Below are 25,935 nucleotides of genomic sequence, written 5' to 3'. Positions count from 1 at the left end.
CCCAGACTCGGGGGTGAGCCGTGGATGCTCTCCTCCTCGCAGCCCAGCGGCTGGAAGCCCCGCCACACGACGTGTTCGCCGACCTGGGGTACGTCCCGACCCCGAAACAGCGCGAGTTCCACGCCGCGACAGAGTTCGACGTGCTATACGGCGGCGCCGCGGGCGGGGGAAAGACCAAAGCCCTGGTCATGGACGCCATCCGGGACTGTGTGCACTATCCCGGCCTGCGGGTGGGGGCGTTTCGGCGCACCTACGGCGAACTCAAAGAGAGCATGATCGCCGAGTTGGCGCAGGTCGAGTATGCGCGGGCCGTCGGCGCCCGCTGGAACGGAACCGAATTCGAACTGCGCTTCCCGAACGGCAGCCTGATCATGTTCCGGTACGCGGAGAGCATCCAGGACGCCACCCGCCGCCAGGGCGGCCAGTACCAGAAGCTCCTGTTCGACGAGCGCACCCTCACCCCGCCCGACGTGGTCAGCTTCCTGGAATCCCGGCTCCGCTCCGGCCGCCGGGACATCCCCGTTCTTGGCATCCGCTCCGGCACGAACCCGGGCGGCCCCGGGCACGGCGCGGTGAAGCTCAGGTACATCCAGCCGACGAACTACGGCGAGAACGTCGTCACCGACGTCCGCGGCCGCACCGTCCGCTTCATCCCGTCGAAACTCTCGGACAACCCGCACGTCAACCCGGAATACGCCCAAGACCTCCAAGCCCTCGACGGGAAACTCCGCTCCGCCTTCCTGGACGGTGACTGGGACGTGTTCGCCGGCATGATGTTCCCCGAGCTCAAGCGCGACCGGCACATCATCGAACCCATCACGCTCCCCGCCACGTGGAAGCGGTACAACGGCCTCGACTGGGGCTTCAGCGCCCCCTGGGCAGTCCTGTGGGCCGCCGTCGACGAGGACGGCCGCGTCTGGGTGTACCGGGAGATCTACCGGCGCCAGGTCGGCGAGGTCGAGCAGGCCCAGCAGATCCTCGCCGCCGAAGCAGACGGCGAGCATGTCGCCGTCAGATACGCGGACGACGCCATGTGGGCCACCCGCGGCGACGCCAAGCCGATCGCCGCCATCTACGCCGACAACGGCGTCCACCTGTCCCCGGCCGGCAAGGGCGCCGGGTCCCGCGTCAACGGCTGGCAGCGGGTCCGCACCTACCTCGGCGAGGCGCCCGCCTGCCCGCACCACAGGGCCCAGGGCTGGGAAACCTGCCCGAAGCTGCACATCTTCTCGACGGTGACCGAGCTGTACCGGGAACTGTCGGACCTGCCGCACGCCACCAAGGGCGACCCGGAAGACGCCGACACCACAGCCGACGACCACGCGAGTGACGGTCTTCGCTATCTCCTGACCAACCTCGGCACCGGCCCGGAGTTCGTCATCCTCGACGACACCCCCACCACACCCGCCGGCGAAGTCCTGAAGCCCCTAGGCCCGACCATGGCCGTCCGCCCGACCGAAACCGCCCTGACCGATGACGCCTGGTGGTTCGACGACGACGAGGCGCCACGCGCCGGGGGGACGGTGGAAGCCCCATGAGCCTGCGCACCTGGTGGAACAACCTGCGATCCGAGCAGGAAGTCCTCGAGACCGCCCCCGCGAAACTCCCCGAACGATCCGGCTACGAATACGGCATCGGGCCCGGGGGTCTCACCGAGTCCAACCAGGGCCTCGGCGCCGCCACCCAGACCGACCGCCGCTCCACCCTCAACCAGCTCTACGAGGCCTACCTGGCCTGTCCCTGGTCATGGGCCTCCGTCAACGCCATCGCCCGCACCATCACCGCCGGCGGCCTCGTCACCGACTGGGAACGCGACGACGGCGAAGGCGACGAGGACGAGCCCGACAAGCCGCAAGAGGTCCTCCTCCTGGAGCGGATGATCGGCTACTGCAACCCGCGGGAGAACATCCGGCAGATCCTCCGCGGCGTCATCACCGATCTCCTCGTCTTCGGCGACGCCTACATCGAGGTCGTGTGGGTCGGCCGGCAGCCGGTCGCCCTGTACTCGCTGGACTGCCCGAGCATGCTGCCGATCGCCGACGACCACGGCACCATCACCTCCTACGTCCAGATCACCGATCTGGGTCAGCGGGCCACGTTCGAGCCGCGCGAGGTCATCCACATCTCGCTCGACTCCCCACGCTCCGGCGTGTTCGGGGTCAGCCCCACCCAGGCCGCGATGCTGCCGATCGTGTCCTGGCTGTTCTCCGCCGCCACCAGCAAGGAAATCTTCCGCAAGGGCGCACCCCCGGCCATCCACGTCGACTTCCCCGGCGGGACGTCCCCGTCGGACATCAACCGGTGGAACGCGCAGTACCAGCAGCGGAACATCGGCCCGCGGAACATCGGCACGCCCATCTCCACCAAGGGCGGCGCCCAGATCCAGGAACTCGCCCAGTCCCGCACCATGGACTACCTGCAGTTCCTGAACCAGAAACGCGACGAGATCGTCGCCACCTACGGGGTCCCCCCGGCCAAGGTCGGCATCATCGAGTCCGGCAACCTGGGCGGCGGCACGGGGGAGACACAGGACCGCACGTTCATGGTCAACACCTGCCAGCCGCTCGCCGAACTCGTCCTGGAAGCCCTCAACTTCCACCTGGCGAAGAACGGATTCGGCGTCGAAGGCTGGAAGCTGAAGTTCCGCGACATCGACATGCGGGACTCCAAAACCGTCGAGGAGATCCGCGACACGCGCCTGCGCAACGGATCCTGGACCCTCGACCGCTACCGCGCCGACATCGGCGAACCGCCCGTCGACGGCGGCGACCAGCCGGTCCTCGTCGACCGCGAGAACCTCGTCAAGTGGGCAGACATGGACGCCGCATCGAAGGCGCTCATCGCCTACAAGCTCAAGGGCACCGCCCTGGAGCCGGCCGACCCGGCACACGGCGAACCGGTAACGGTCCAGAAGCCACAGAAGCCGGAGCCGAGCCCGGTGCCGCCCCAGCTGCAGGCCGCCGCCGGCAGCCCACCGCCGGGCTCTTCAGACCCAGCGGCCGATGAGGCGCCCGAGGAGCCGGAGGAGTCCGCCCACGCCCTCTACCGGCGGCGCCTCCGCGAGGCCCTCGCCGCACTCCCAGGAGGTATCGATGAGCGAACAGCCGCCTGACCCGCCGCCACAACCCATCCAGCCACCCGATCCGCCCGGACACCCGATGCGCGCGAAAGACGTCACGCCGCTCATCAAGAAGCGGGTCGGATGAGCGGCGGATCCTACGACTACCTCTACTTCCAGGTATCCGAGTTCGGCGGCCACCGTGAGCAATTGGAGCGGATGGCCGAGCGCCTGGAAGGGCTGTCCTACGCCACCGAGGCAGCCGCCGCAACGCGCCGGATCCTGGAACTGACTGGTGACGAGCGACTCACCGGGGTGTGGCGGGCCGTCGAATGGTGGGACTCAGGCGACTACAGCGAGGACCAAGTCCGCAAGGCGGTCGCCGCGTACCAGGAGCGCCTGAAGCGGGGGTGAACGTGCCTCCCCCGGACCTTCGTATCGAGCCTTACGCCCGTGAAGCGTTCGCCGCCGGATGGGCCACCTCCGGGGGACCGCTCACCGAACGCGTGAAGGCTGCGAGCGTGGCCGCCGTCCGGATGGCCATCGAACGCGCCGACGACCCGCACATCCTCGAAGTCGCCGTCGACCTCGGCAAACTCGAAGGCATGTGGGCGCTGCTGTTCCAACGTCGTGAACAGCAGCAGAAACGGCACTCCCGACTCGTCGCCGACGCCTGGCACCAGCTCATCGACCGCGACACCGTCACCGCCGCCGTCACCGCGTTCCGGGACCGCCTGGGCCTGGCCGAGGCCGACAACGATCAGGATCACCGCAGAGAAGCAGCCCTCGCGGCCGCGGCCATGCTGAGCGCACTACCCCACTCACAACACTGGCACGCACTCCGCACGGCACTCCGTGACGCCATCGCCGCCGGCCGCGCCGAAGGAATGGTCAACGCCGTCGCAGTCGCCACCGAACAGGCCGGCCGCACAGGCCTCGACTGGAACACCGCCTTCGACGACGCCTACCAGGCCGTGCAGCGCCTCGACGAGCCCGGCGAGCACGTCGACATGTGGCTGGCCCGCCTCATCCACCGCGCCGAAACAGCGCTCACCCGCGTCCTCCAACGCAGCGCCGACAACGGCGACGACGCCGAGGCCATGGCTGACGCCGTCGAAGACGCCCTCACCGCCAGCGAGGACGACCCGACCAGCAGCGACACCGGCTTCATCACCGACTGGGCCATGACCAGCGCCGCCGCCCTCGGCGCGCTCGCCCTCTACCAGTCCGAAGGCGTCCTCACCGGCGACTGGATCAGCGTCGGCGACGGCCGCGTCTGTCAGGCGTGCGAGGCCAACGAAGCCGGAAGCCCCTGGACGCTCGGGGACCTGCCGGAATGGCCCGCGCACCCGCGCTGCCGCTGCTTCGTCTCCGCCTCCGTCGACCTCGACCACTTCGCCGCTTGGTTCACCTGACCTGGAGACCCGATGAGCATCTACCGACCGGCCCGGGTCCTGTGGAACCTGACCCCGTCCGGAACACCCCTCACCCTGTCCGGTGCGGCCACGACGAACGGTCCGGTCGTCAGCCTGGCCGACATCAGCGACGTGTGGCTCGCCGTCACTGTCACCGGGACGCCGACCGGTACGACGCCGACACTCGACGTCGGTCTCGACGTACAGGACCCGGACGGCAACTGGTACCCGACCGTCGCGAAGATCACCCAGCTGACGACGAGTGCCGGACGCGGATCCGCCTACGCGGGCCTCCACATGCCGAACGTCTCCTCGACCAGCGCAGCCCTCGTCCTGCCCGCGACCGGACGCGTCACCTGGACTCTCGGCGGCACCAACCCGGTCTATCCGCAGACATCGATCGCCCTGATGGGGAGGTGAGCCGACGTGGCGAAAAGGATCGGCACGGTCAGCGGCGTCGCTCTGCGGCCCGGCGTATCCCGCAACGGGCGTCTCTACACGAAGGAACTGATCGCCGACGCCGTCCAGCGGGCCCAAGAGCGCCTCGAAGAAGGCGACGCCATCGACGTCGTCGACCGGCGCCCCCTCGACCAGCGAACCCACCACGCGGCCGAAGATGACAGCACCCGAATCGTCGGGCGCGTACGGTCACTCACCCTCGAACCGGACGGCTCGGCTCGTTTCGAGGCGGATCTCGCCGACACCTCAAACGCCCGAACCATCGCCTCCCTCGTCGCACCGAAAGACCCGCGCGGGGGCCCGGACGAAGTAGACCCGTTCCTGAAGGGCGTCAGCATCCGCGGCGCGTGGGTCGGAAGAGTACGCCGCGAGAACTACGACGGTCGCGCGGTCGAGACCGCTGACGGCCTTGAGCTACACGGCCTTGATTACACCGGGAACCCGGGTGTTCCCGGGGCGGAAATCGACGCCTACACCCCAGCAGGGACCAGCACCCCGGCGGAAACGGCATCCGATGGTCGGGTGCTCATCACCGAGTCAGTGCAGGAGGCGCTGGTGACAGCGACCATCGAAGAAGCCGACGGCGGCCCCAGCGTCGACCGCCCGGGCGGGCCATTCGCGGATCCCGGCTACCAGCCGGACAAGAAGAAGCGCTACGACCTCAGCACCAAGGCCAGGGCCAAGGCCGCATGGTCATACGTGAACCAGGCCGACAACGCCCGCCTGTACACGTCCGCACAGCTGAAGCGGATCAAGCAGCGCATCACCAAGGCCCTGAAGGGCTTCGGTGTGACCGTCGCCGCGCAGGAGGGCTGGCTCATCGAACCCGCCGCGCAGGTCACCGAGGCACTCGCTGAGTGCTGGGACATGGACGCGAAGGACGCCGGGAACCTGTACGTCTCGCTGACGAACGGGCCGACCACGGTCACCGTCTCCTCGTACAGCCTCGACCCCCACGACCTCGACGCTGTCGGCCGCGCGGCGATGGCGGGAGCGCTGCAGGCGATCCTCAACATCGACCCGGACCTGGACGCCGACGTCGACGTGCCCGGTTCGACGGACGACGACGAGCCTGCCACGGCTGCGGGCGCGGTGTGCCCGTGCGGCTGCGGCTGCGCGATTCCCGAGACGCCCGGCTCCTGCCCCTGCGCATGCTCCGAGGGGCAGTGCGTGCACTGCATGGGCGAGGACGACGACGCGATGGAAACCGCCGTCGAATCCCCGGCCGCCCCGGTCGCCGAGAGCGACACGACCGCCCCCGCCGACGCCACCGAAGCAGTCGACGGGACACCTCAGACTTCGGCACCGGAAACGCCGGCTGCCGAAAACCCCACCCCGGAAGGAGGCCCCGCCATGGCGGAGCCCACCACCGCAGCGGAGACCGCTGCCGCCCCCGCCGTCGGTGGGGTCACCCTGACCGACGACCAGTTCACCCAGCTCCTCGCCCGCCTGGCGCCCGTCCCGGCGGTGCCCGCAGCGGCCGCCGAGTCCGCGCCGGCCGAGCCGGTCGCCGAAGCCCAGCCCGCCACCCCGGCCGCCGAGGTGGCGGAGAGCGATGAGGAGCGCATCGCCCGCCTCGTCGCCGAGGGCGTCAAGGCCGCCCTCCCCGGCGCGATCCAGGAGCACGTCGAGGCCACCGGCGGCCCCTCCCGCAAGGGCCTCGTCGCCCCCGTCACCGAGCACACCGCGCCCGTCGGTATCCCCGGCCTGCCCGAGGGTGCCCCGGCGAAGCCGCTGCACGAGTACACCGACGAGGAATGGCGCCAGCACATGGCGCCCATCACCGTCGGCGCCATCCTCAAGAACCGCACCACCCCTGGCGAGTAACAGCCCCACGCCCCACCTGACCGCCAGCCGCCCGCTGGTGCCGCCCGGCAGAGATGGTCACGCCGCCCCGCCCACACCCCGTGCGCGGGGCTTCGCCATACCCAGAACTTGCCGAGAAAGGCACCCCTCATGAGCACCAGTGCGGAACTCCGCGAGGCGCTGACCGCCGCAGGCGCAGCCGCCCTCACCCCGACCATCGTCGACCCGATGCTGCTGGAGTACCAGCGGCGCTACGCGCCCGCCGTGCGCGCCATCCCGTCCCGCAAGTGGGACAGCTCGGTGTACTACTTCAACCAGCGCACCGCCCGCGCGGCCGGCGGCTTCGTGTCCGACGGCGGCGCCCGCCCGGTCACCAACTCGACCTACGCGCAGACCCCGTTCACCATCCGCAACCTGCAGTCCGTCGGCGCCGTCACCGGCTACGCGCAGGCCGTCACCCGCGGCCTGGCCGGGGACCTGCGGGCACAGGAGATCGAGGGCTCCATCCAGGGCCTGTACTGGGACATCGAGAACGCCATCATGTGGGGCAACTCCGGCTCCACGGCGCTGGGCGGCTACCCGCAGTTCGACGGCCTCGACAGCCTCGTCTCCAACTTCTCCGGCGGCACCCAGAACGCGCAGGACGCCGCGAACGCGTCGCTGTCGCTGGGCTGGCTCGACAAGCTGATCGACATGGTGGAGCAGCAGGCCGCCATGAAGATCAACGGCCCGCAGTGGATGTTCCTCATGTCGTCCACCGCCGAGTCCCGCGTCTCCCAGCTCGCCATCGCCAACCAGCGCTACCTCACCTCCACCGAGGTCGCCGCCGGCCTCAACGTGCAGGCCTACCGCGGTATCCCGCTGGTGACGTCGTCGTTCCTGTCGGCGCGCTCCTACCAGATGGGCACGGTCACCACGGCGACCGCCACCACCGGCGGCACCCTCGCCGCGGCCACGTACTACTACCAGATCGCGCCGGTCATCGCCCGCCAGGGCGAGATCCTGCCGTCCGTGGAGGTCTCCCAGACCACCACCGGCTCCACGTCGACGGTCACCCTGTCGTTCTCCACCCCGGGCGGCCTGGACGGCTCCCAGCCCAACCTCTACAAGGTGTTCCGGTCCACGGCGACGGGCACCGAGACGTTCCTCGGCTACGTCGACGCCACCGTCGGGATCGGCGCGGACGGTGTCACGCCGATCCTCACCACGTCGATCGTCGACGACGGCGCGAAGCTCACCCCGAAGAACGGTTCCACCGTCCCGGCCAGCGTGCCTGCGGCCTACGTGGGCACCAACGCGGCGATGAAGCCGCAGTCGGCGGGCTCGGAGAACATCTACCTCATCGCCCGGGACCCGCAGTTCCTGCTGCGGCCCTACGTTCGGGAGCTGGAGCCGCTGGACGTGTATCCGACGACGTCCGCGCCGGACCAGATGCCGTACGCGATCGTCTCGGACTGCGCGCTCGCGGTGCGGGCCCCGAAGTACACGGGCCGCCTCAGCCGCGTCTCCTCGTCCCTGACGAGCTGACCCCTCCCCCCGTGGTGGCGCACGGTCTGCGGCTGTGCGCCACCGTCCTCTACGCCGAAAGGAGCGCGCTCATGCCGCTCATCCGCAAGGACCAGGCGGGCAGCGACTCGTTCGGTCACACCTGGGACGACGACGGGGCGGTCGTCGAGATGCCGCACGAGGAGGCCGAGGAGCTCCTCGCCATTCCCGACGGCGGCTTCACCCTCGTCGTGCCGGACGCCGCCGGCGACGACGAGCCGGAGAGCAAACCGGAGGGCGAGCCGGGCGGGAACCCGGAGTTCTCCGAGATCGACCCCCAGGCGCCGGCCGACGAGCCGGAGACCAAGCCGGCGGCGAAGAAGACCGCCGCCAAGCGCACCCCGCGCAAGCCCGCCGACGAGGCGTAGCCCATGGCCGCGGACTTGCCTACGCCGCTCGCATCCGCAGCGGACATGATGGCGGGGCAGTTCGCGGACCTGGTGCGCGACTACTCCGCCGACGCCCTCGACCAGCTGATGATCGAAGCCACGCGGGAAGCCGAAGGCATCTGCGGCCGCCGCCTCGCCCCGTTCACCGCGCTCCCGGAAACCCACCGCGCCACCGGCATCGACCCCGACGAGTACACCGACGCCGCCAACCTCCCCATGGACCTGCAGGGGACCCTGGGCCGCTCGTACTCGAACGCACTCGGGGCCGGGGACCAGGTCCGGCATGTGTGGCTCAACGAGTTCGCCACCCGCTACCCCGACCTGTGGACCTACAGCAATCTGCAGATCACCATCCTGCGCTCCTACGGCGGCTCGCAGACCATGGCCGCGACCTCGCTGATCGGCGCCGAACCGGACTCCGGGCATGTGTGGTTCACGCTCGGCACGTTCCTGCCCCTCGGCTCCCTGATCCGCGTGCAGTACGACGGCGGCTACACCACGATCCCCGCGGACCTGGGGCGGGCGGGCAAGCTGCTCGCCGCGTCGAACGTCCTCGGTGAGATCGACCCCGCCGGAACCCAGTTCTCCCACGACCAGGGCGCGCTGCGGAAGCAGGCCGAGGACATCCTCTGCAACTACCAGCGCACATGAGCGGGGGTGCCTGGTGAGTTCAGCGGACGCGGTGGACCGAGAGGCGGCATGGCTGGCCGCCTACAACGCCGCGGACGGGCTGCCCGCGCTGAATGCGAAGCAGGGCGGCCCGTTCGATGTGATCCAGCCGTACTGGGCGCGCACCCCGGCGAAGCGGCGGCGGCAGCTGTACGTGTTGCGGCGCTCCATCGTCGTGGAACGGTTCGGCTTCAACCGCAAGATCAACCACTATGGGTTCGAACTGCGGATCATCTGGCCGCAGTCGTCCCAGACCGGGCAGGCCGAGTCCGTGCAGCAGGCCCTGGACGCCGCCGTCGACCTGGTCATCCAGCGCATCAACGGGCCGCTGGCGATGCCGCTCGACAAGACGCACGGGGCGCGGTTCCTGTCCGTCGCCGAGGACCCGACGACGATCAACGTCGTGTTCGGGGATCCGGAGCAGACGCTCCAGGCGAACGCGGATCTGACGTGCTCGATCACCTACCAGGCGGACGACCAGGACTACACGTCCTGACGGCGCCCCCACTTCTCCGGCTCTCGCCTCGCGGGGGCCATTTCTTATGCCCGCATCCCCGCGAGGAGCCCCAGTGTCCGAACCCGAAGAGACCCCACCCCCGGTCCGGCAGCGCAACACCACCCCGTACCAGTACAACGTCGCCGAGACCAAGAACCAGCCGGCCTACACCGTCCTGCCCGGCGAGGAAGCCGTCTTCCCGGCCCTCCTCGACGGCTGGACCCCCGTCGACGACGAACCCGCCGCGAAAGCCGACGAGGCCGCTCCGAAAACCGCCGGCCGGAAGCGTGCCGCCGCAGCGGACACCGACAAGAACGACGGAGGTGAGCCGCAGTGACGCTGCTCTCCCGGCTCGGATACGTGGGCCTCGCCAAGGAGACCGTGCAGGGCACCTGGGTGACGCCCACCTACTACCTGGCCTGCACGAAAATCGACTTCGAGATCAACTACGACCAGCTCCGCGACGAGTCGTACCGCAACAACGACTCCAACCTCCAGGGCCTCTACCAGGGCGCCGGGGACTCGGCCGTCGACCTCGAGTGGAACGCCTACCCCGACAGCCTCGGCTACGCGCTCCGGATCATCGGCCCGGACACCGTCACGGCCGGCGTGTCCACCACGCTCTCGGCGTCGACGACCGCCGGGGCCACGTCGATCAGCGTGGCCGCGACGATCCCGGTCGGCTCCACCATCATGATCGACACCGGGACGAAGGTGGAGTACGCCACCACCGGCACCCCGTCCGGCTCCGGCCCGTACACGATCCCCATCGCCACCCCGACCACCGGCCTCACCTACGCCCACAACTCCGCCGTCGCCGTCGTCAGCCAGACGACCCACACGTTCAAGCAGTCCGCGACGCAGGCCAAGCCCACCTACAGCCTCACCGAGTCGAACGTCCTCGAAGCGTGGGGCTACCCCGGCTGCATGCTCTCCGACGTCACCCTGAAGGTCGACCCGAAGGGCATCGTCACCTGCGGCGCCAAGTACACCGGGTGGATCCCCACCATCCAGGCCGGCCCGTTCACGCCCGCCTTCAGCCAGCCCGCGCCGCTGCTGGGCTGGCAGTTCGCGATGACCAACGCGGGCGGCGCCTCGACCCGCGGCCTGTCCTACGACCTCACGCTGAAGCGGCCGATCGAGGCCATCCACGCCTCCAACGGCTCCCAGCAGCCTCGCGAGGTGTTCTCCGGGGTTCTGGACGCGGACATCGCGTACAAGGCGGTGTACGAGAACGACACCGACTACAACCTGTACCTGAACGCCATGCAGAACAACCCGACGACGATGTCCCTTGTGCAGCCCGTCGGTGCGGGCGTGGACGCGGCCGGCTCGTCGCTGACCCTGACGACGACGCAGGGCGGCTGGTCGAAGGGCAAGCCGGACCTCGGCGGCACGTATGTGACCGCGGAATTCGACGTCTCCGGCATCTACAACGCCACCGACTCCGGCTCCATCCAGGCCGTGCTGAAAAACTTCGTCAGCGCGGCGTATTGAGCCTCTGACCTGCACGTTTACTCCCCGGCCGTGTCCGCGCGTGAGGGCGTCGCGACACGGCCGGGGTCTACGCCCTCAACGCCCTCACCCCGCAAGGAGAAACCCCCCGTGAGCTACACCAACCCCTACGTCCTGCTGGAGTTCCCCGACCTCGGCGACGACGTCAGCGTCCTCATCAAAAACCCGCAACTGATGCCGCCCGACGCGCTCTCCCCGGAGGACGTCCCCCTCGACGACAAGGGCATGCCCGTCAACCCGCAGGACGGCCTCAACGCCTCCTACAAGGTCATGGCCGGACTCATCGTCGCCTGGAAGGTCTACGAGGTCTTCAACCCCGACGACGGCAGCCTCGACATCCACCCCGACGACGACCCCGCCGACGTCCTCGCCCGCCTCGGCGCGGGCACCCAGCAGCGCTTCGGGAAGGTCACCCCCGACGCCGTCGGCCGCCTCCCCATGGCCATCATCACCCGCATCATGGAAGAGGTGCAGCGCGTCACAAACCCTCAGTAGGGCCTGGCAGCCCCTACTACGAGGACGTCCTGGTCCCCGTCGAGTCCATCATCGAGGACACCTGGGGCGACGACACCGTGCCGGACGAGTGGGCCGACTTCCTGCTGATGCGGCGCATGCACTGGTCATGGGAACAACTGCAAGCCACCCCCGGGTATGTGCGCCGGTACACGCTCGACTTCCTCGGCATGATCGCCGCTCACGAGGAACGCGAGTCGGAGCGCGAACGGCGCAGGGCGGAGCGCCAGTCGAAAGCGGGGTGAGCGTCGTGACCGAACTGCGTCCCGGCGTCTTCACCGCGGGCTTCGCGAAACTCGCCACCGAAGGGGACGCCCGCACCCGCCTCGCCCTGGAACCGCTCGCCCTCGCCGTGGAGCGGCAGGCCCGCATCAACGCCTCCAACGGCCGCCACACCTACGGCACCAAAACCCCGGCCCGGGCGGGCGAGGGCCCGGCGGTCATCTCGGGAACGCTGAAGAGGTCGGTCGGCCACACGCCGATCGAGAAGGGCCTCGACGGCTGGTCCACGAAAGTCGGACCCCGGCTCGGCTTCACCCCGCCCTACGGGCGCAGCCCGACCCCGGCCGACCGGTACGGCTACTACCTCGAGACGGGCCTGCGCAACGGGGCCACCTATCCGTGGCTGAAGCCGGCCGCCGAGTTCGCCTGCAAAATCTCGGCCGTGACGATCTACAACAAGCTGTACGGGAGCGCCTGGGGCCGCGTCTTCTGACACCCCGCCGTACACCGTCACCACCCGTTTCCACGAAACCAGTCGAAGCGGGAGGTGCGCCTTGGCCAGCGAAGTCGGCGACCTGTACGTGGTCCTCCGCGCGGTGACGGAACCCTTCAAGGCCGGCATGAAGGGGGCCGCCGCCGAGGGCGAGGCCACCACCACCCGCATGGGCGGCGCGTTCCGCAAGCTCGCCGGGTTCGGCATGGTCGCCGGCGCGGCGACCATCGCGATCGGCGCCGCCTCGGTGAAGGCCGCGGCGAACTTCCAGGAGCACATGACCCGCCTGTACACGGCGGCCGGCCTGACGAACGAGCAGCTCCACAAGGTCGGCATGACCTCCGCGCAGCTCAACGAGCAGGTCCTGAAGCTGGGCACGCAGGTCGGGTTCACCGGCACCCAGATGGCGGAGGCCCTCTACCACCCGATCTCGGCCGGCCTCGATCTGAAGTCGGCGCTGGCGGTGGTGACGGAGTCCGCAAAGGAGGCGAAGATCTCCGGGGCGTCCCTGGAGGACACCACCTATTCGCTGTCGTCGGTGATGAAGGCATTCAACTTCCCTGCCACCTCGGCGAAGCAGACCATGGCGTCCCTGAACGCCATCGTCGGCCAGGGCGACATGCGCTTCCAGGACTTCAACGAGTCCATCAAGAACTGGGCCCCGACCGCGGCGCAGATGGGGATCTCCGTCAACTCGATGGGCTCCGGGCTCGCCTACCTCACCGACCGCGGCAACAGTGCGGAGGTCGCGGCGACGCGGCTGACGATGGGCATCTCGATGATGACCACGCCGTCGCAGAAGGCCACGAAGATGCTGACGGCGCTCGGTGTGGCGTCGACGGACGTGCATGCGTCGAGCTCGGCGATGCAGTCGGCGATGGAGAAGGCCGGCATCACGCAGAACCGGCTTGCCGCAGATCTGAAGAAGCCGGATGGCCTCTACGTCGCCCTCAACGACCTCAAGACGAGCCTGGAGAAGGCCGGGGTGTCGGGCACGGAGGCCGACAGCGTCCTGGCGAAGATCTTCGGTGGTGGCCGGTCCGACAAGGCGATCATGTCGCTGATGCAGAACCTCGACGGCCTGAAGACCAAGTTCGGGGACATCGAGAAGGCGTCGAAGGCGTCATCGTTCGACTCGGCCTGGGCCAAGACCCAGACGACGTTCCGCACCCAGCTGCAGCAGACCGAATCCGCCCTCGTCAACATGGGTATCCGGCTCGGCACGATGCTGCTGCCGTATGTGCAGACGTTCCTCGGCTGGATCCGTACCGGGGTGACGTGGCTGTCGCAGCACAAGGGCGCCGTGATCGCGCTGGCGGGCGCCCTGGGCACCACCCTGGTCGCGGCGATCATCGCGATCGGCACGGCCATGTACGCGGCCTTGGGACCGGAGATCGCGATCGCCGCGGCCATCATGGCCGTCGGCGCGGCCCTGGTGTACTGCTACAACCACTTCAAGACGTTCCGGACCATCGTCAACGACGTGGGCCACTTCCTCGGCACCGTCTTCAAACTCAACTGGATGATCATCGGGGCGGTCATCCACTGGTTCGTCAACAGCGTGCTCCCGCTGGTCAGGCAGGGCTTCCAGCTGCTGGTGTCCTGGTTCTCCGCACACAAGCAGGTCTTCGTCGCCGCCTGGAGCTCCATGGTCCACGGCGTCCAGGGCCTCGTGCAGTGGTTCAACGCCAACGTCGTGGTGTGGCTGAAGGCCCGGCTCGCGGACCTGTCGGCGTTCTGGAAGCAGCACGGCGCGCAGATCAAGCAGATCGCGAAGGGCGCCTTCGAGTTCATCGGCCTCGTCGCGAAGATCATGTGGAATGACACGCTGCACCCCCTGCTGGTGGCCATGGCGTCTGCGTGGAAGACCACGTGGGGGCTGTTCAAGGACACCGTGAAGCTCGCCTGGGCGGTCATCTCCGGCGTCATCAAATCGGCGATGCACCTGATCCTCAACGTCATCGCCGTCGCCCTCGACCTGGCAACCGGGAAATGGTCGAAGGCCTGGGCGGATCTGAAGCACCTGGCCGGCCAGTACCTGGCCGACACCGTCTCCCTGATCAAAAATGTGGGATCCCGGTTCGGGAGCCTTCTGTTGGACGCGGGCAGGAACCTGATCAGCGGCCTGATTAGCGGCATCAAGTCCCAGCTCGGCGGCCTGGGCTCCACGCTGTCCAGCATCGGCTCGTTCATCAAGGCCCACAAGGGGCCGCCGTCGTACGACAAGGTGATGCTGACCCCCGCCGGAAGCATGATCATGCAGGGGTTGATGGACGGCCTCAACAGCCGCCTCGACGACCTCGCGGTCACGAGTGCCGGCGTCGGCCAGACCCTGCAGGACTCGTTCGCGAAAAACCTCGGCATCGCCAGCCCGAGCAAGGTGTTCCGCTCCTTGGGCATCTACGTCAACGAGGGCCTCGTCGACGGCCTCACCGGGTCCATGGCGAAGGTCAAGGCGGCCACCCGCCGCATCGAATCCCTGCTCATGCAGACCTACAACAAGGTCGCCGACCTCAAGGGCCACAAGGGCGTCTCCAACAAGTGGGTGGCCTCCCACGAGAAGACCATCAAACACTTGGAGGCGTACGCCAAGAAGGAGGACAAGATCCTGCGCGGCCTGGCCGCGAAACGGGACGCCGTCGCCACCAAACTGAAGGCCGCCCAAAAGCACCTGAAAGACCTGCAGAAGGAATGGTCGGACGAGGTCAAGTCCGTCGCCGAGGGCGTCATGTCCGGCTTCTCCATCGTCACCGAAGCCCCCCAGGAGGGCTTCGCGCTGACCGCGCAGGACGTCGTCAACAAAATGCGCGACCAGATGCAGAAGGCCGTCCAGTTCGCGGCCCAGCTGCAGGCGCTGAAGAAGAAGGGCCTGAGCAGTGATCTGATCGCGCAGATCGCCGCATCCGGTGTCGACCAGGGCGGGGCGACCGCGGCCGCCCTCCAGGGCGCGACGAAGGACCAGATCAACCAGATCAACGCGGCGAACAAGGCGACGAAGGGCGCAGCCACCTCCGCGGGCAAAGCGGTCGCCGACAGCATGTACGGGGCAGGTCTCCACGCGGCGCAGGGCCTGGTGAAGGGCCTGAAGTCGCAGGAACACGCGATCGAACAGCAGATGCTGAAGATCGCCAAAGCGATGCAGAAGGCCATCAAGAAGGCCCTCGGCATCAAGTCCCCCTCCACCGTGTTCGCGGAGATCGGCACATGGATCCCCAAGGGCCTCGCCAAGGGCGTCGACGGCGGCGCACAGCACGCCACCGCGGCCATACACCGGCTGGCCGGATCGGTGGCCGGCGCGGGAAGCCGGGGCGGCGCCGGGATCGCCCTCGCCGGAGGCGGCCGGGGAGCGGTCGTGCACAACCACGTGCACCTCACGGTCGAGGGGCATGTCCTGACGGAGCGGAAACTCCGGGATCTGATCGAGCGGGAGATGCTCCGGCTCGGCGGCCGCAACTCGCAGACCTACGCCCCCTACAAGCGCTGACCCAGCCGAGTTCGAGGGCGCCACCGGGCGCCGGAAGGCAGGTGCCCGGTGGCGAAACTGTCCACGCTGATCGACGCGTTCACCGCGGCCACGATCAACACGGCCGTATGGAACGCGGCGTCCATCGGCCAGTACGCGCTGGACGCGGCGAACGATCTCGTCACCCTCAACGTCGGCACGACCAGCGGCACGTACTACAGTTTCGGCTCCGCCAGCGGCTACGACGCCACCGGCAGCAGCCTGTACGCGCAGGTGACGGTCGCGGCGAACGGCAACGGGCACGTCCAGACCAACCTGAAATTGGACGCGGGCGGCAACAACTCCGTCCTGGCGTCGGTGTCCTCGGGGGGCAGCTTCGCGTTCCAGGTGTTCACCGCGGGCACGCCGGCCACGACGACGCTGCCCGCCTATGATCCGCACGCCCACCGGTGGTGGCGGTTCCGCGAGATTGGCGGGTCGTTCGCGTTCGATACGGCCCCGGACGGCCTGAACTGGACGACGCTGGTCACGGCCGCCTACGGGTGGTCGGCGGCGTCGGTGGCCGTGTACTTCCAGACGGGCGCCAACGGCACCGAGGCGGCCGGGAATGTGGCCGCCATCCAGAACGTCAACACGCGTCTGGGTGGGGTCGCGAACCCGAACTGGCCGCTGGCCGAGGACGGCTGGGGTGCGGTCTGGAACGCCAACGGCGGCGACAGCCCGCTGGACCGGTATGTGGATGTCACGGACCGCACCCGCAGCAGCGTGACCGTGTCGCGGGGACGGCAGTACGAGCTGGACCAGGTCCGTGCCGGCGAGGCGAGCATGACGCTCGCCAACAAGGACGCCGTCCTGGACCCGACGAACACATCCGGCCCCTACGCGGGCCATATTCTGCCGTACCAGCCCTACCGGCGGCGTGCGCAGTGGCCCGCGACCCGTAACCGGCTCACGCAGGTGCAGGCCACCGGCGGGGATCTCGGCGGGGTTACGGCCGGCACGATCCCGCAGGGCGCCGGCGGTATCGATGTGTTCTCGTTCACCGACTCCACCGGCGGGAGTATCGTCGCCACCAGCGGCGCATGGCAGGGCGGCACGGTCTTCCAGTTTGCGGTACCGAACGCCACCGTCACGCACACGGCGATCTGTTTCACGGCGCAGCCCGCGGCGGAGCCCGGCATCACCTACACGGTGTCGATGTGGGTGCGGGACGTGACCGCATCAACGTCGCTGCAGGTGAATGCGTGGCTGGCGTTCACCAACGTCGGCGGGACGCAGACCACGACCCGGTCCTCGGCCGTCACCCTGACCGGGTCGACGACGGCGGGGTGGACGCAGGTCACGGTGTCGGCGACCGCCCCGGCGGACGCGGCACGCCTGTCGACGGGTGTGGAGACGGCCGCGACAGCGGGCGCCTTGTGCTCGGTGCAGGTGGACGGCTGGCAGTTCGAGACCGCCACCACGGCGTCCGCGTGGGCGTGCCCGGGCGTCTGGTTCCCGGTGTACGCGGGGTTCATGGAACGCTGGCCGTCCTCGTGGAGCATGTCGGGCACGTACGGGCTGGTCCAGCCGTCCGCCGTCGACGCGTTCTCCCTCCTCTCCCAGAAGCAGCTGTCCGACCCGCTCACGCAGGAGATCAACAGTCATTCGCCGCGGTTCGTGTACAAGCTCGACGACCCGTCCGGTTCCACGAGTGCCACGGACTGGACCGGTAACTATCCGGGCGCCCAGCTCGGGATCAGCAAGTACGGGGCCGGGTCGTGGGTGTGGGGCACGTCGATCACGTCGACGGATTCCGGTGGAACCTACACGGGCAGCTCCGGCACCGTCGCGACACTGAACAATGCCAGCCCTGGGCAGGCCGTCGTCGCGGCCGCAACGTTTCTGCGGCTGACGAGCGCAGGCATCGTCGGACCGGCCGACCCGGCGGTCTGGACGCGGGCGATCGCTTTCCGCTACACCGGGCCCGCCATCACGGCCGCCGCCTGCCTGTGGTCCTCCATGGACCAGCAGCGGGCGGGCGGCCAGCCCTCCGGCAGCCACATCTACCTGTACCTGGGCAGCGACGGGCACCCGGTGATGTCGATCCAGGGCCCCACCGGCGTCGGCGGCGCCTACGGGGCGGGCGGGGCAACGAACTGTGTGGACGGCGACTGGCATCTGCTGCTGGTCGGCTACAGCCAGACCACCCAGCAGGTCATGGTCTCCCAGGACGGTGCGGCCGCCGCGTTCTACACCTCCATCCCCACGACGTACACGCCGTCGGGGATCATCGCGGACAGTGTGGGCGCCTTCGTGGACGTGACGGTCGGCAACGGCACCACCTGGAACTTCAAGGGCGACATCAGTTTCGCTGCGGAGTTCCCGGTGCTGCTGACCTCGTCGGACATCACCAACCTGTATGCGGCGTGGAAGTCGTCGTGTGCGGGGGAGTCGACGAACGCCCGCTACGCACGCATCCTCAAATACGCCGGATACACGGGCCCGTCCACGCTGCAGACCGGCCTGACCACATCCATGGGGCCCGCGAACATCGACGGGCAGGACGCCGTCAGCGCGTTGCAGGCCGTCGTCGACACCGAGTCGGGCGAGCACTTCGTCGACCGCAGCGGATTCGTGCAGTTCAAGGCCCGCTCCGCCCGCTACAACGCCACCACCCCCACCTACATTTTCGGGGAGAACGCGGCGGCCGGCGAGTGGCCGTATGAAGACATCCAGCTCGACTTCGACTCCACGCACCTCTCCAACCAGGTCACCGTCACCCAGGAGTCCACAGGCCAGAACTTTTACGCCAACGACTCCACGTCGAACACGAACTACTTCCCCAGGACCATGACCAGGACGGTCAACAGCTCCTCGGCGGCCGAGTGCCAGGACGCCGCCGACTACCTGCTGTCCCGGTACAAGCAGCCCGCCCAGCGCGTCAGCTCCATCAAACTCCACCCGTCCGCGAACCCGGCGATGTGGCCCGTCTGCCTGTCCCTGGAACTCGGCACGCGGGTACGGGTGATGCGCCGCCCGCCCGGCGTGACGGCCAGCCAGATCGAATGCTTCGTCGAGAACATCGCCTGGGACTTCGGTGACGACGGTGAAGCGTTCGTGACGCTGCAGTGCAGCCCCGCCGACCTGACCCCGTACGGGATCTTCTCAGCGTGGCACACCACCCTGAACGCCTCGTACGCCTCCGGGGTGACGAGCATCGTCGTGAACGCCTCCGCCGACACCGTGAATCCGCTCGCCGCCCAGCTGGCGGCCGGGCAGTCGCTGGTTCTCGGGCAGAACACGGCGAACCAGGAGACCGTCACCGTCGCGGCGGTCGGCGCCACCAGCCCCGGCTGGACCACCGCCACCATCACCCTCGTCGCCGCGACCACGAAGGCGCACACGGCAGGCGACCTCGTGAACGAGCCCCTGCCGTCCGGGGTCACCGACCCCACCACCTACGACGCCGTCTCCAAGTTCGACTCGACCGCCTTCGCCTACTAGACCCCCCGGGCCCACGCGGGCCCCCTCACCCTCTGGAGGTGCCCGCGTGTCCCGCACCGTGCCATCGATCGCCACCGAATCACCCGGCAACTACGAGACCGCCGCCCTGTGGAACGCACAGGTCGGCGGCGTCATGCAGTGGATGCTCGGCTCCGGCGCCAACGGACTGCCCCGCTTCAGCGGCTACCAGGTCACCACACAGGCCCTCACCGACAACACATGGACAAGCCTCACCATCGACACCGAGGACTTCGACAGCGACGGCGGCCACTCCACCACCACCAACACCAGCCGCTACACCTGCCAGGTCGCCGGCACCTACCTGGTGACCGGAATCGCGGCATTCGCCGCCGGCACGGTCGGCAACCGGGCGGCCCGCCTGGCCCTGAACGGCACCTCCGTACGGGGCTCGTTCGTCAAGATGGGATCGGCGACAGCAACGCATTCCAGCGCCATCTCCACCACCCGGCACGTCGTGATGGCGGTGGGCGACTACGTCGAACTGCAGGGGCTGCAGACGTCAGGCGCGTCCCTCAACACCAACTCCGCCACCGATGTCGCATGTTCGCTGTCCCTTCAATGGGTCAGCGCCTGACCAGGAGGTCTGAATGAGCACGACCACGTCCACGGTCACCTACCGGTTCGGGTTCTACCTCCAGCGCGGCGATAACCTCGAAGACACCTTCTTCGACTTCACCAGCGCGTGCGGGATGGACGATGCGTCGGCGGGCGCCCTCGCCAACGCGATGAAGAACGTTTCGTGGCCTGCGGGAACCGTCGCGTCGGTCACGGTCGAGCGCACCGACGCCACCAACGTTCACTACGACGGGAATCTGAGCTCCACACCGCCCGCCTTCACCTGACGGCACCTCCGGCCGCCAAACCTCCCCTCAAGCCCTCCAGCCTGCTGGAGGGCTTTCGCACGCCCAGGAGCACCCTTGACCATCACCTTCCAGGGCGGCCGGCTTCCCGCCGAACCCGCCCGCCCGCACCTCACGTTCGGCGCCTACCTGAGACCCGAACTCCCGGCCCCGCCCGCCTCCGCGGACTGGCTCACGCCCGTCCCGGCCGACGACTGGGGAATGCTTGCGAACGACCGCTACGGCGACTGCACGTGCGCCGGCGTCGGCCACAAGCGGATCGGTGACGTGTACGTCAACCAGGGCACTGTCCTCAAGGTCACCGACAAGGACGTGCTGGCCCTCTACACGGCCGTCACGGGCTTCGACCCGAACGACCCGAACACCGACCAGGGCGCGGTGTGCCAGGACGTCCTGGACTACTGGCGCAAGCACGGCTTCCTCGGCGAGAAGATCGTCGCGTTCGCCAAGGTCGACATCTCCAGCCCGGCCCAGATCAAGCAGGCCATCACCCTGTTCGGGCAGATCTACTGCGGGTTCAACTTCCCCGACTCCGCGATGGACCAGTTCAATGCCGGGCAGTCGTGGGACGTCGTCAAGGGCGCCCGCATCGAGGGCGGCCACTGCGTCACCATCGGCGCCTACGACACGGTCGAACTGGAGTGCGTCACCTGGGGCCGCGTCCAGAAGCTGACCTGGGCGTTCTTCCGGAAGTACTTCGACGAGGCCTGGGTCATCGTCACCCCGGACATGATCGACCCGAAGACGGGCAAGGACATCGCCGGGTACGACCTGTATGCGCTCGGCCAGGGCTTCGCGTCGCTGACCGGCAAGACCAACCCGGTGCCGGCCCCGCAACCGAGCCCGGTGCCTTCCCCTCCTCCCGCGCCCACTCCTGCTCCGGATCCTCGCCTGGTTGAAGCGGCTGCTCTCGCCCGGCAGATCGACGGTCTGATGCAGGCGTGGGCGCTCGACAACCACGTAACGGGAGCCTGACCATGACCGACCTGTGGATGCCCGGCGCGGTCCGGCACTCGCTCGGCAACACCGGGGCGATGAACGGCGGCCCCGCGCGCGCCGTCTGGCACATCACCAGCAACGCCAAGGACTGGACGTTCAAGAACGAGCTGGGCTGGTTCACCGGCGGCGGCGCCGACGTCGCCCCCCACCTGCTGTGGGATCCGTTCACCGGCGAGATGGCCCAGATGTTCCCCGCCGACTCCCGCAGTCTGTCCCTGCAGAACGCGGGCACCGTCAAGACGAACCGCACCGGGAAGTACTGCATCCAGATCGAGGTCGTCTTCACCGAAGGCGAGACCGTCGGCGGGAAGAAGTACGCCACGGTGCGGGACACCCCCTGCAAGGGCCTCGACGCGATCGTGGCGTGGCTGCGCAGCCTCGGGATCGCCGACGCGTGGCCCGGCGGCGCGCCGACCGCGTTCGCCCGCGACACCGTCTCCCTCGACACCTGGACCAGGCTCGGCGGCCACTACGGCCACAACCAGATCCCCGGGAACTCCCACGTCGACCCGGGCCCGATGCCGGACCTGTTCGCGGCGCCCCCCGTCCCGGCCACGCCGTCGACGAAGCCGAAGGTATCCCTGGCGCACGTCGTCGCCGCGGCCCGCCAGGATCCGGCTGCGGCGCAGGGGCACGCCACGTACAAGGCGGACGTCCTCCTCGTTGAGAAGGCGCTGAAGGCTGAAGGCCTGCTCGCTGCCGGGTACGTGGACGGCTCCTTCGGTAGCCGCACCATCGCCGCATACAAGGCGTGGCAGAAGCGGCTGGGCTACAGCGGCACTGCGGCCGACGGCATCCCCGGGCGGGTCAGCCTCGCAAAGCTCGGCGACAAGCACGGCTTCCAGGTGGCTGCGTGATCCTCAACCTGACGCCGGACCCGATCCGGATCTACGCCGATGACCGGCCCGACGGCATCGACGACCTCGAGCCCGGGCTGCGGCTGGTCATCGAGCCGGAGGACACCCCGGCCCGCCTCAGCATGGTCCCGGCCGGACGCCCGCACGCCGAGCTCCGTGACGGTGTCCCCGTCGAGACGATCGAGTACGGGCACGCCTACGGCCTCCCCGACATGCATGACGGGATCTCCTACGTGGTCTCCCTGCCGGTCGCGCTCGCCTTGACCCCGCACCGCTGCGACCTCCTCGTCCCTTACCGCGAGGTGCGTAACGCCTCCGGCACTGTCATCGGCTGCCGTCAACTCGCGCAGCCCGTCTGAGAATCGAGAACCCTCATGAAGATCTTCGGTAGAGAGCCGATCTACATCCTGGCCTTCCTGTCGGTCGGCCTGAAGCTGGCCGCGGCCTACGGGCTCGACGTGTCGGCCAGCCAGCAGGGCGCCATCATGGCCGTCCTCTCCCTGATCGTCGCCGTCGTCACCGCCATCGTCCTGCACACCGGTGCGGCCGGCGCGGCCATCGTGAACCTCGCCCAGGGTGTCCTCGCCCTGTTCCTGGCCTTCGGCCTGCACATGAGCGCTCAGACGCAGTCGCTGTGGATGCTCGCCGTCGAGGGCGGCGTCGCCCTGGTGCTGCACCGCGAGGTGACCGCACCGGTTCCGCAACTGGCCATCGAGCAGTCCAGCCCCATCAAGGCCGGCCCGGTGGGCGTCTGAGCATGCCGCCCGCGGCGGCCGATTTACCGCGGCCGCCGCGTAGTGGTGACTGACGATGTCCCCGACTCCCCCCACCGGAGCACGTCATGGCCGATGAGCCGACCAATGGGGAGCTGTGGCGGCTCATCGAGACCATGCGCAGCGACGTCCGCGACGACATGGCGCAGATCCACGGCCACCTCGGCCGGCTCGTCTCGAGCGAGGTCTACACCGTTGAGAAAGCGGCCCTGGTCAAGGACATCTCTGATCTCGAGAAGACGGTGCAGCAGCTGTCCGACAAGCACGACCGCGATATGACGGCCGTGCAGACCCAGCGCGCTCAGGACGCCGAGAAGCTCACCAACACCCGGCGCTGGCTGGTCGGGGCGGTCATCTCCCTGCTCGGGATCCTCGTCCCCGTCATCCTCTTCATGGCAGGAGGGAAGAGTTGACTGCCCCCCCGAGGCCTGGCAGCCGGGTGGAAGCACGCAAGCGACGCCACCGCGGCAACCTGATTGCCGCCGCGGCGATGATCCTCGCCGCGGGCGCGCTGGCGGCCGTCGTCACCGGCTTCCTCGTCATGGCGCAGGAGTTGGACAACGCGCACCGTGATGTCGCCCTGCTTACCCAGCAGGTAGAGAACATGGGCGGCACCCCCATCGCCGGCCCCCGCGGGGAGGCAGGCGCGGCCGGCCTGATCGGCCCCTCCGGCTCCCCCGGCCCGTCGGGCGCGTCCGGCAAGCCGGGCAAGGATGCCCCGACCCTCACGCCCAGCCCGGGGCCCACAGGCCCGGTCGGCCCGTCGGGGGCACCCGGCGCCGACTCCACCGTGCCGGGACCGTCCGGTGCGGCCGGGCAGGACGGGGCGTCCGGGGCCCCCGGCAAGGACGGCAGCAACGGGGCGCCGCCGTCGTCGTGGACGTACACCGACCAGGACGGCAACACCTACGAATGCACGCCGGTCGACAACTTCGACCCGGACAACCCCCGCTACCGCTGCATGCAGACGTCCACCGTGTCCCCGGATCCGTCGCCGACGCCGTCTCCCAGCGACCAGCCGTCCCCGTCCACTACGCCGACGCCGCTGCTGCCGCTCGGCCTGAGCCGCCGCAACTGACCGGCCCCCACGATGCCCCTGCCGCCTTCGGGCGGTGGGGGCCTTTCGTCATGCCCGGACGGGGGAGGGGGAACACCGGTGCCGGTTCCGCGCCAGCATGGGGCATGGCCAACATGCCTGCACGCAGCATCGCCAGCCGTAAGGGAGCGGCCGTGAACTCTCCGAAGCCGGGTGCGAACCTGCCGAAGACCAGGCGGGGTCACCGCCGGTACGTCAACGCCACCAGCGAACTCCTCCTGCGGGACTGCTTCCCGGGGATGATCCCGGCTCTCGTCATCGCGGACGCGCTGCGCGAGAAGGCCATCCGTGAGGGGCGTCTCAAGGCCAGACCGAGGCAACGGACGGAACGGCGATGACGGACGCAGAACAGGAGAACATCCTGTGCCACCTCTACAAGGTCCTGCACAGCGACATGCCGTCATGCGGCTGCGGTGACCCGGAGGCCGCCGACCGGCTCGTCATCGGCCTGCTGGCCGTGTTCGCGGACGGGCAACCCGGCCGCGCCCAGCGGGTGCAGGAGCTGATCGGCGGCACGGACGGTGCACAGCAGATCGTCCTCGCCTCCCTCGACCACGCCGGACTCATCGATCACGGCAGCAGTGTGTGGGGCTCCTGGCTCACCGATCGCGGCAAGTGGGTCCGGTGGGCCGTCGACCAGGTCGGCGGCGTTGACGGGCTGGACGAGAAGCTCGACGAGGTCGGTTTCCCGCACGAGTGGGACCCGAAGACCAAGGACATGCAGCCGTGCACGGACGACTGCTGGCGCGTACCCCAGGAGAGTGCGACGTGACGGACTACTGGGCCGGGGCCCTGTTCGGGTTCTGTGTGGGCATGCTCGTCTGCGCGACGGCATTCGTGGCGGGGAGACAGCGGTGAGCGCTTTAACTGGTCGGTGGGAGCGGGTCGTGGACTGGCTGTTCCTCACCCGCTCAGGGGCGGTCTGCTGGTGGACCACTCAGGGCGCGGCCGTGTTCGGGCTCACGCTCTTCCTCCAGCATCTGGGGTGGCACGGGTAACGACGGTGCCCCGACCTAGGAGGTCGGGGCACCGTTCTACGTTCTGGTCAGCCCTCAGCTTCGGTCGACTCCCGGTCCATCTTGGCGGCCTCCTCCCAGGTGAGAGCGAACTGAAAGTACGCAGCGCGCGGGTCACCGGAAAGCACCTTGTCCAACTCCCGCTGTGTCCGTTCCCGGGCCTGCTGGGCGGCTTCCTCGGCCCGCCAGTCGAGGATCTCCTCCGGCGTGGCGTCCACGATGACGAAAGCGTCGACGACGCTGGAGAACACAGCGAGCCGACCGTCCGGCTGCTTGATGATCTGCTGCCCCACAGTCGCGCTCCTTACTGCTCAGCTGGTTCGCGGACGGTCACGGACTGGACGGGCCCGTACCGCTGACGCAACGCCTCCAACGTGACCTCGAGGGCCTCGGCCATCGCCGTACGCACCCCGCGCACACTGGACGTGGCGAGCTCGGCGGCCAGGGCCTCTTCCTCCCGCTGCTTCCGCATGCGGTCCTGATGCAGCTCCTTGAGCCGGGCCAGCTTCTCCTCGAGCGTCTCGTCCATCAGGCGTTCACCGTCGCGGGCGGAACGAAGTCCTCGTGCCGGGTGCCGCCCGCGCGCAGCACGTTGAGGAAGATGGCGGCGCCGGAGTGGTAGGTGAGGGTGGCGCCGTAGCGGACAGCGCCGGCGCGGTCCCGGTCCTGGAACAGGGTGACTTGCTGCACCTCGTCGGCGGCCACACTCACGGCCAGGGCGGCGAGGTACTTCTCGAACACGGCGACGTCCAGGGTGCCGCCCTCGGCCGGGTCCGGGACGTCG

General features: G+C 69.0%; 31 protein-coding genes. 28 read left to right on the top strand and 3 right to left on the bottom strand.

Going from position 1 to position 25,935, the window contains the following annotated elements; all coding sequences use genetic code 11:
• Nucleotides 1-20: 20 nt before the first annotated feature.
• The 28 genes from ACWC09_RS26245 (at nucleotide 21) to ACWC09_RS26110 (ending at nucleotide 25,133) form a co-directional block, all read left to right on the top strand.
• A complete protein-coding gene (locus ACWC09_RS26245) occupies nucleotides 21-1,538 on the top strand; it encodes a terminase large subunit domain-containing protein (protein ID WP_450853042.1) in 1,518 nt (505 codons plus the stop codon).
• A complete protein-coding gene (locus ACWC09_RS26240) occupies nucleotides 1,535-3,112 on the top strand; it encodes a phage portal protein (protein ID WP_450853041.1) in 1,578 nt (525 codons plus the stop codon). Before ACWC09_RS26245 ends, ACWC09_RS26240 begins: the two co-directional genes overlap by 4 nt.
• A 90-nt stretch (nucleotides 3,113-3,202) precedes the next feature.
• Nucleotides 3,203-3,472 (top strand): hypothetical protein, encoded by a 270-nt coding sequence (locus tag ACWC09_RS26235; RefSeq protein ID WP_450853040.1) that lies wholly within the window; start codon nucleotides 3,203-3,205, stop codon nucleotides 3,470-3,472.
• Nucleotides 3,469-4,473, top strand: coding sequence for a hypothetical protein (locus ACWC09_RS26230; protein WP_450853039.1), 1,005 nt, complete (start codon nucleotides 3,469-3,471; stop codon nucleotides 4,471-4,473). Before ACWC09_RS26235 ends, ACWC09_RS26230 begins: the two co-directional genes overlap by 4 nt.
• A gap of 12 nt (nucleotides 4,474-4,485) precedes the next feature.
• Nucleotides 4,486-4,893 (top strand): hypothetical protein, encoded by a 408-nt coding sequence (locus ACWC09_RS26225; RefSeq protein WP_450853038.1) that lies wholly within the window; start codon nucleotides 4,486-4,488, stop codon nucleotides 4,891-4,893.
• Nucleotides 4,894-4,899: 6 nt separating this feature from the next.
• Entirely contained in the window at nucleotides 4,900-6,759 is a 1,860-nt protein-coding gene (locus tag ACWC09_RS26220) for a DUF6582 domain-containing protein (protein ID WP_450853037.1), read from the top strand.
• A 129-nt stretch (nucleotides 6,760-6,888) separates the two neighbouring features.
• Nucleotides 6,889-8,265 (top strand): SU10 major capsid protein, encoded by a 1,377-nt coding sequence (locus ACWC09_RS26215; protein ID WP_450853036.1) that lies wholly within the window; start codon nucleotides 6,889-6,891, stop codon nucleotides 8,263-8,265.
• An 11-nt stretch (nucleotides 8,266-8,276) separates the two neighbouring features.
• On the top strand, nucleotides 8,277-8,651 hold the full coding sequence (locus tag ACWC09_RS26210; protein WP_450853035.1) for a hypothetical protein: 375 nt from the start codon (nucleotides 8,277-8,279) through the stop codon (nucleotides 8,649-8,651).
• Between the two features lie 3 nt (nucleotides 8,652-8,654).
• Entirely contained in the window at nucleotides 8,655-9,323 is a 669-nt protein-coding gene (locus tag ACWC09_RS26205) for a hypothetical protein (RefSeq protein WP_450853034.1), read from the top strand.
• A gap of 13 nt (nucleotides 9,324-9,336) precedes the next feature.
• Nucleotides 9,337-9,837: a hypothetical protein gene (locus tag ACWC09_RS26200; protein ID WP_450853033.1), complete on the top strand. Its 501-nt coding sequence runs from the start codon at nucleotides 9,337-9,339 to the stop codon at nucleotides 9,835-9,837.
• 73 nt (nucleotides 9,838-9,910) lie between these two features.
• Nucleotides 9,911-10,174 (top strand): hypothetical protein, encoded by a 264-nt coding sequence (locus tag ACWC09_RS26195; RefSeq protein ID WP_450853032.1) that lies wholly within the window; start codon nucleotides 9,911-9,913, stop codon nucleotides 10,172-10,174.
• On the top strand, nucleotides 10,171-11,334 hold the full coding sequence (locus ACWC09_RS26190) for a phage tail tube protein (RefSeq protein WP_450853031.1): 1,164 nt from the start codon (nucleotides 10,171-10,173) through the stop codon (nucleotides 11,332-11,334). The genes ACWC09_RS26195 and ACWC09_RS26190 overlap by 4 nt, the downstream gene beginning before the upstream one ends.
• A 108-nt stretch (nucleotides 11,335-11,442) precedes the next feature.
• Nucleotides 11,443-11,847: a hypothetical protein gene (locus ACWC09_RS26185; protein WP_450853030.1), complete on the top strand. Its 405-nt coding sequence runs from the start codon at nucleotides 11,443-11,445 to the stop codon at nucleotides 11,845-11,847.
• A 77-nt stretch (nucleotides 11,848-11,924) separates the two neighbouring features.
• A complete protein-coding gene (locus ACWC09_RS26180; RefSeq protein ID WP_450853029.1) occupies nucleotides 11,925-12,110 on the top strand; it encodes a hypothetical protein in 186 nt (61 codons plus the stop codon).
• Between the two features lie 5 nt (nucleotides 12,111-12,115).
• Nucleotides 12,116-12,580: a hypothetical protein gene (locus tag ACWC09_RS26175; RefSeq protein ID WP_450853028.1), complete on the top strand. Its 465-nt coding sequence runs from the start codon at nucleotides 12,116-12,118 to the stop codon at nucleotides 12,578-12,580.
• A 61-nt stretch (nucleotides 12,581-12,641) separates the two neighbouring features.
• Nucleotides 12,642-16,064 (top strand): phage tail tape measure protein, encoded by a 3,423-nt coding sequence (locus tag ACWC09_RS26170; RefSeq protein ID WP_450853027.1) that lies wholly within the window; start codon nucleotides 12,642-12,644, stop codon nucleotides 16,062-16,064.
• Nucleotides 16,065-16,112: 48 nt separating this feature from the next.
• A complete protein-coding gene (locus ACWC09_RS26165) occupies nucleotides 16,113-19,529 on the top strand; it encodes a hypothetical protein (protein WP_450853026.1) in 3,417 nt (1,138 codons plus the stop codon).
• Between the two features lie 46 nt (nucleotides 19,530-19,575).
• Entirely contained in the window at nucleotides 19,576-20,124 is a 549-nt protein-coding gene (locus ACWC09_RS26160; protein ID WP_450853025.1) for a hypothetical protein, read from the top strand.
• A 13-nt stretch (nucleotides 20,125-20,137) separates the two neighbouring features.
• The gene (locus ACWC09_RS26155; RefSeq protein WP_450853024.1) at nucleotides 20,138-20,392 is read left to right on the top strand and encodes a hypothetical protein; all 255 of its coding nucleotides are present in this window, start codon (nucleotides 20,138-20,140) and stop codon (nucleotides 20,390-20,392) included.
• 75 nt (nucleotides 20,393-20,467) lie between these two features.
• On the top strand, nucleotides 20,468-21,385 hold the full coding sequence (locus ACWC09_RS26150; RefSeq protein WP_450853023.1) for a hypothetical protein: 918 nt from the start codon (nucleotides 20,468-20,470) through the stop codon (nucleotides 21,383-21,385).
• Nucleotides 21,386-21,387: 2 nt separating this feature from the next.
• Nucleotides 21,388-22,266, top strand: coding sequence for a peptidoglycan-binding domain-containing protein (locus ACWC09_RS26145; RefSeq protein ID WP_450853022.1), 879 nt, complete (start codon nucleotides 21,388-21,390; stop codon nucleotides 22,264-22,266).
• Entirely contained in the window at nucleotides 22,263-22,625 is a 363-nt protein-coding gene (locus ACWC09_RS26140) for a hypothetical protein (protein WP_450853021.1), read from the top strand. The genes ACWC09_RS26145 and ACWC09_RS26140 overlap by 4 nt, the downstream gene beginning before the upstream one ends.
• Before the next feature lie 15 nt (nucleotides 22,626-22,640).
• The gene (locus tag ACWC09_RS26135) at nucleotides 22,641-23,021 is read left to right on the top strand and encodes a hypothetical protein (RefSeq protein WP_450853020.1); all 381 of its coding nucleotides are present in this window, start codon (nucleotides 22,641-22,643) and stop codon (nucleotides 23,019-23,021) included.
• A gap of 86 nt (nucleotides 23,022-23,107) precedes the next feature.
• Nucleotides 23,108-23,452, top strand: a complete 345-nt coding sequence (locus ACWC09_RS26130) for a hypothetical protein (protein ID WP_450853019.1) — start codon at nucleotides 23,108-23,110, stop codon at nucleotides 23,450-23,452.
• A complete protein-coding gene (locus tag ACWC09_RS26125; protein WP_450853018.1) occupies nucleotides 23,449-24,117 on the top strand; it encodes a hypothetical protein in 669 nt (222 codons plus the stop codon). Before ACWC09_RS26130 ends, ACWC09_RS26125 begins: the two co-directional genes overlap by 4 nt.
• Before the next feature lie 152 nt (nucleotides 24,118-24,269).
• Entirely contained in the window at nucleotides 24,270-24,473 is a 204-nt protein-coding gene (locus ACWC09_RS26120) for a hypothetical protein (RefSeq protein ID WP_450853017.1), read from the top strand.
• Nucleotides 24,470-24,907 carry a hypothetical protein gene (locus ACWC09_RS26115; RefSeq protein ID WP_450853016.1) on the top strand — a complete coding sequence of 146 codons (438 nt, stop codon included), beginning with the start codon at nucleotides 24,470-24,472 and terminating at the stop codon, nucleotides 24,905-24,907. The genes ACWC09_RS26120 and ACWC09_RS26115 overlap by 4 nt, the downstream gene beginning before the upstream one ends.
• Nucleotides 24,908-24,989: 82 nt before the next feature.
• Nucleotides 24,990-25,133, top strand: a complete 144-nt coding sequence (locus ACWC09_RS26110) for a hypothetical protein (protein WP_450853015.1) — start codon at nucleotides 24,990-24,992, stop codon at nucleotides 25,131-25,133.
• 47 nt (nucleotides 25,134-25,180) lie between these two features.
• On the opposite strand, the gene ACWC09_RS26105 is transcribed toward ACWC09_RS26110, so the two are convergent.
• The 3 genes from ACWC09_RS26105 to ACWC09_RS26095 all read right to left on the bottom strand — a co-directional run.
• Nucleotides 25,181-25,444: a hypothetical protein gene (locus ACWC09_RS26105; RefSeq protein ID WP_450853014.1), complete on the bottom strand. Its 264-nt coding sequence runs from the start codon at nucleotides 25,442-25,444 to the stop codon at nucleotides 25,181-25,183.
• An 11-nt stretch (nucleotides 25,445-25,455) separates the two neighbouring features.
• Nucleotides 25,456-25,680, bottom strand: a complete 225-nt coding sequence (locus ACWC09_RS26100; RefSeq protein WP_450853013.1) for a hypothetical protein — start codon at nucleotides 25,678-25,680, stop codon at nucleotides 25,456-25,458.
• A partial coding sequence (locus ACWC09_RS26095) for a hypothetical protein (RefSeq protein ID WP_450853012.1) occupies nucleotides 25,680-25,935 on the bottom strand: 256 nt, incomplete at its 5' end. The genes ACWC09_RS26095 and ACWC09_RS26100, both read right to left, overlap by 1 nt.

The organism is Streptomyces sp. NPDC001617 (assembly GCF_053596855.1).
Note: the sequence above shows the minus strand (reverse complement) of the source record. Positions and strands in the feature narration are given on the sequence as shown.

Excerpts from the sequence above, each read along its gene's own strand:
- ACWC09_RS26240 (WP_450853041.1), top strand. The coding sequence starts at position 1,535 with ATGAGCCTGCGCACCTGGTGGAACAACCTGCGATCCGAGCAGGAAGTC.
- ACWC09_RS26235 (WP_450853040.1), top strand. The coding sequence starts at position 3,203 with ATGAGCGGCGGATCCTACGACTACCTCTACTTCCAGGTATCCGAGTTC.
- ACWC09_RS26225 (WP_450853038.1), top strand. The coding sequence starts at position 4,486 with ATGAGCATCTACCGACCGGCCCGGGTCCTGTGGAACCTGACCCCGTCC.
- ACWC09_RS26215 (WP_450853036.1), top strand. The coding sequence starts at position 6,889 with ATGAGCACCAGTGCGGAACTCCGCGAGGCGCTGACCGCCGCAGGCGCA.
- ACWC09_RS26205 (WP_450853034.1), top strand. The coding sequence starts at position 8,655 with ATGGCCGCGGACTTGCCTACGCCGCTCGCATCCGCAGCGGACATGATG.
- ACWC09_RS26155 (WP_450853024.1), top strand. The coding sequence starts at position 20,138 with ATGAGCACGACCACGTCCACGGTCACCTACCGGTTCGGGTTCTACCTC.
- ACWC09_RS26145 (WP_450853022.1), top strand. The coding sequence starts at position 21,388 with ATGACCGACCTGTGGATGCCCGGCGCGGTCCGGCACTCGCTCGGCAAC.
- ACWC09_RS26135 (WP_450853020.1), top strand. The coding sequence starts at position 22,641 with ATGAAGATCTTCGGTAGAGAGCCGATCTACATCCTGGCCTTCCTGTCG.
- ACWC09_RS26130 (WP_450853019.1), top strand. The coding sequence starts at position 23,108 with ATGGCCGATGAGCCGACCAATGGGGAGCTGTGGCGGCTCATCGAGACC.
- ACWC09_RS26115 (WP_450853016.1), top strand. The coding sequence starts at position 24,470 with ATGACGGACGCAGAACAGGAGAACATCCTGTGCCACCTCTACAAGGTC.
- ACWC09_RS26100 (WP_450853013.1), bottom strand. The coding sequence starts at position 25,680 with ATGGACGAGACGCTCGAGGAGAAGCTGGCCCGGCTCAAGGAGCTGCAT.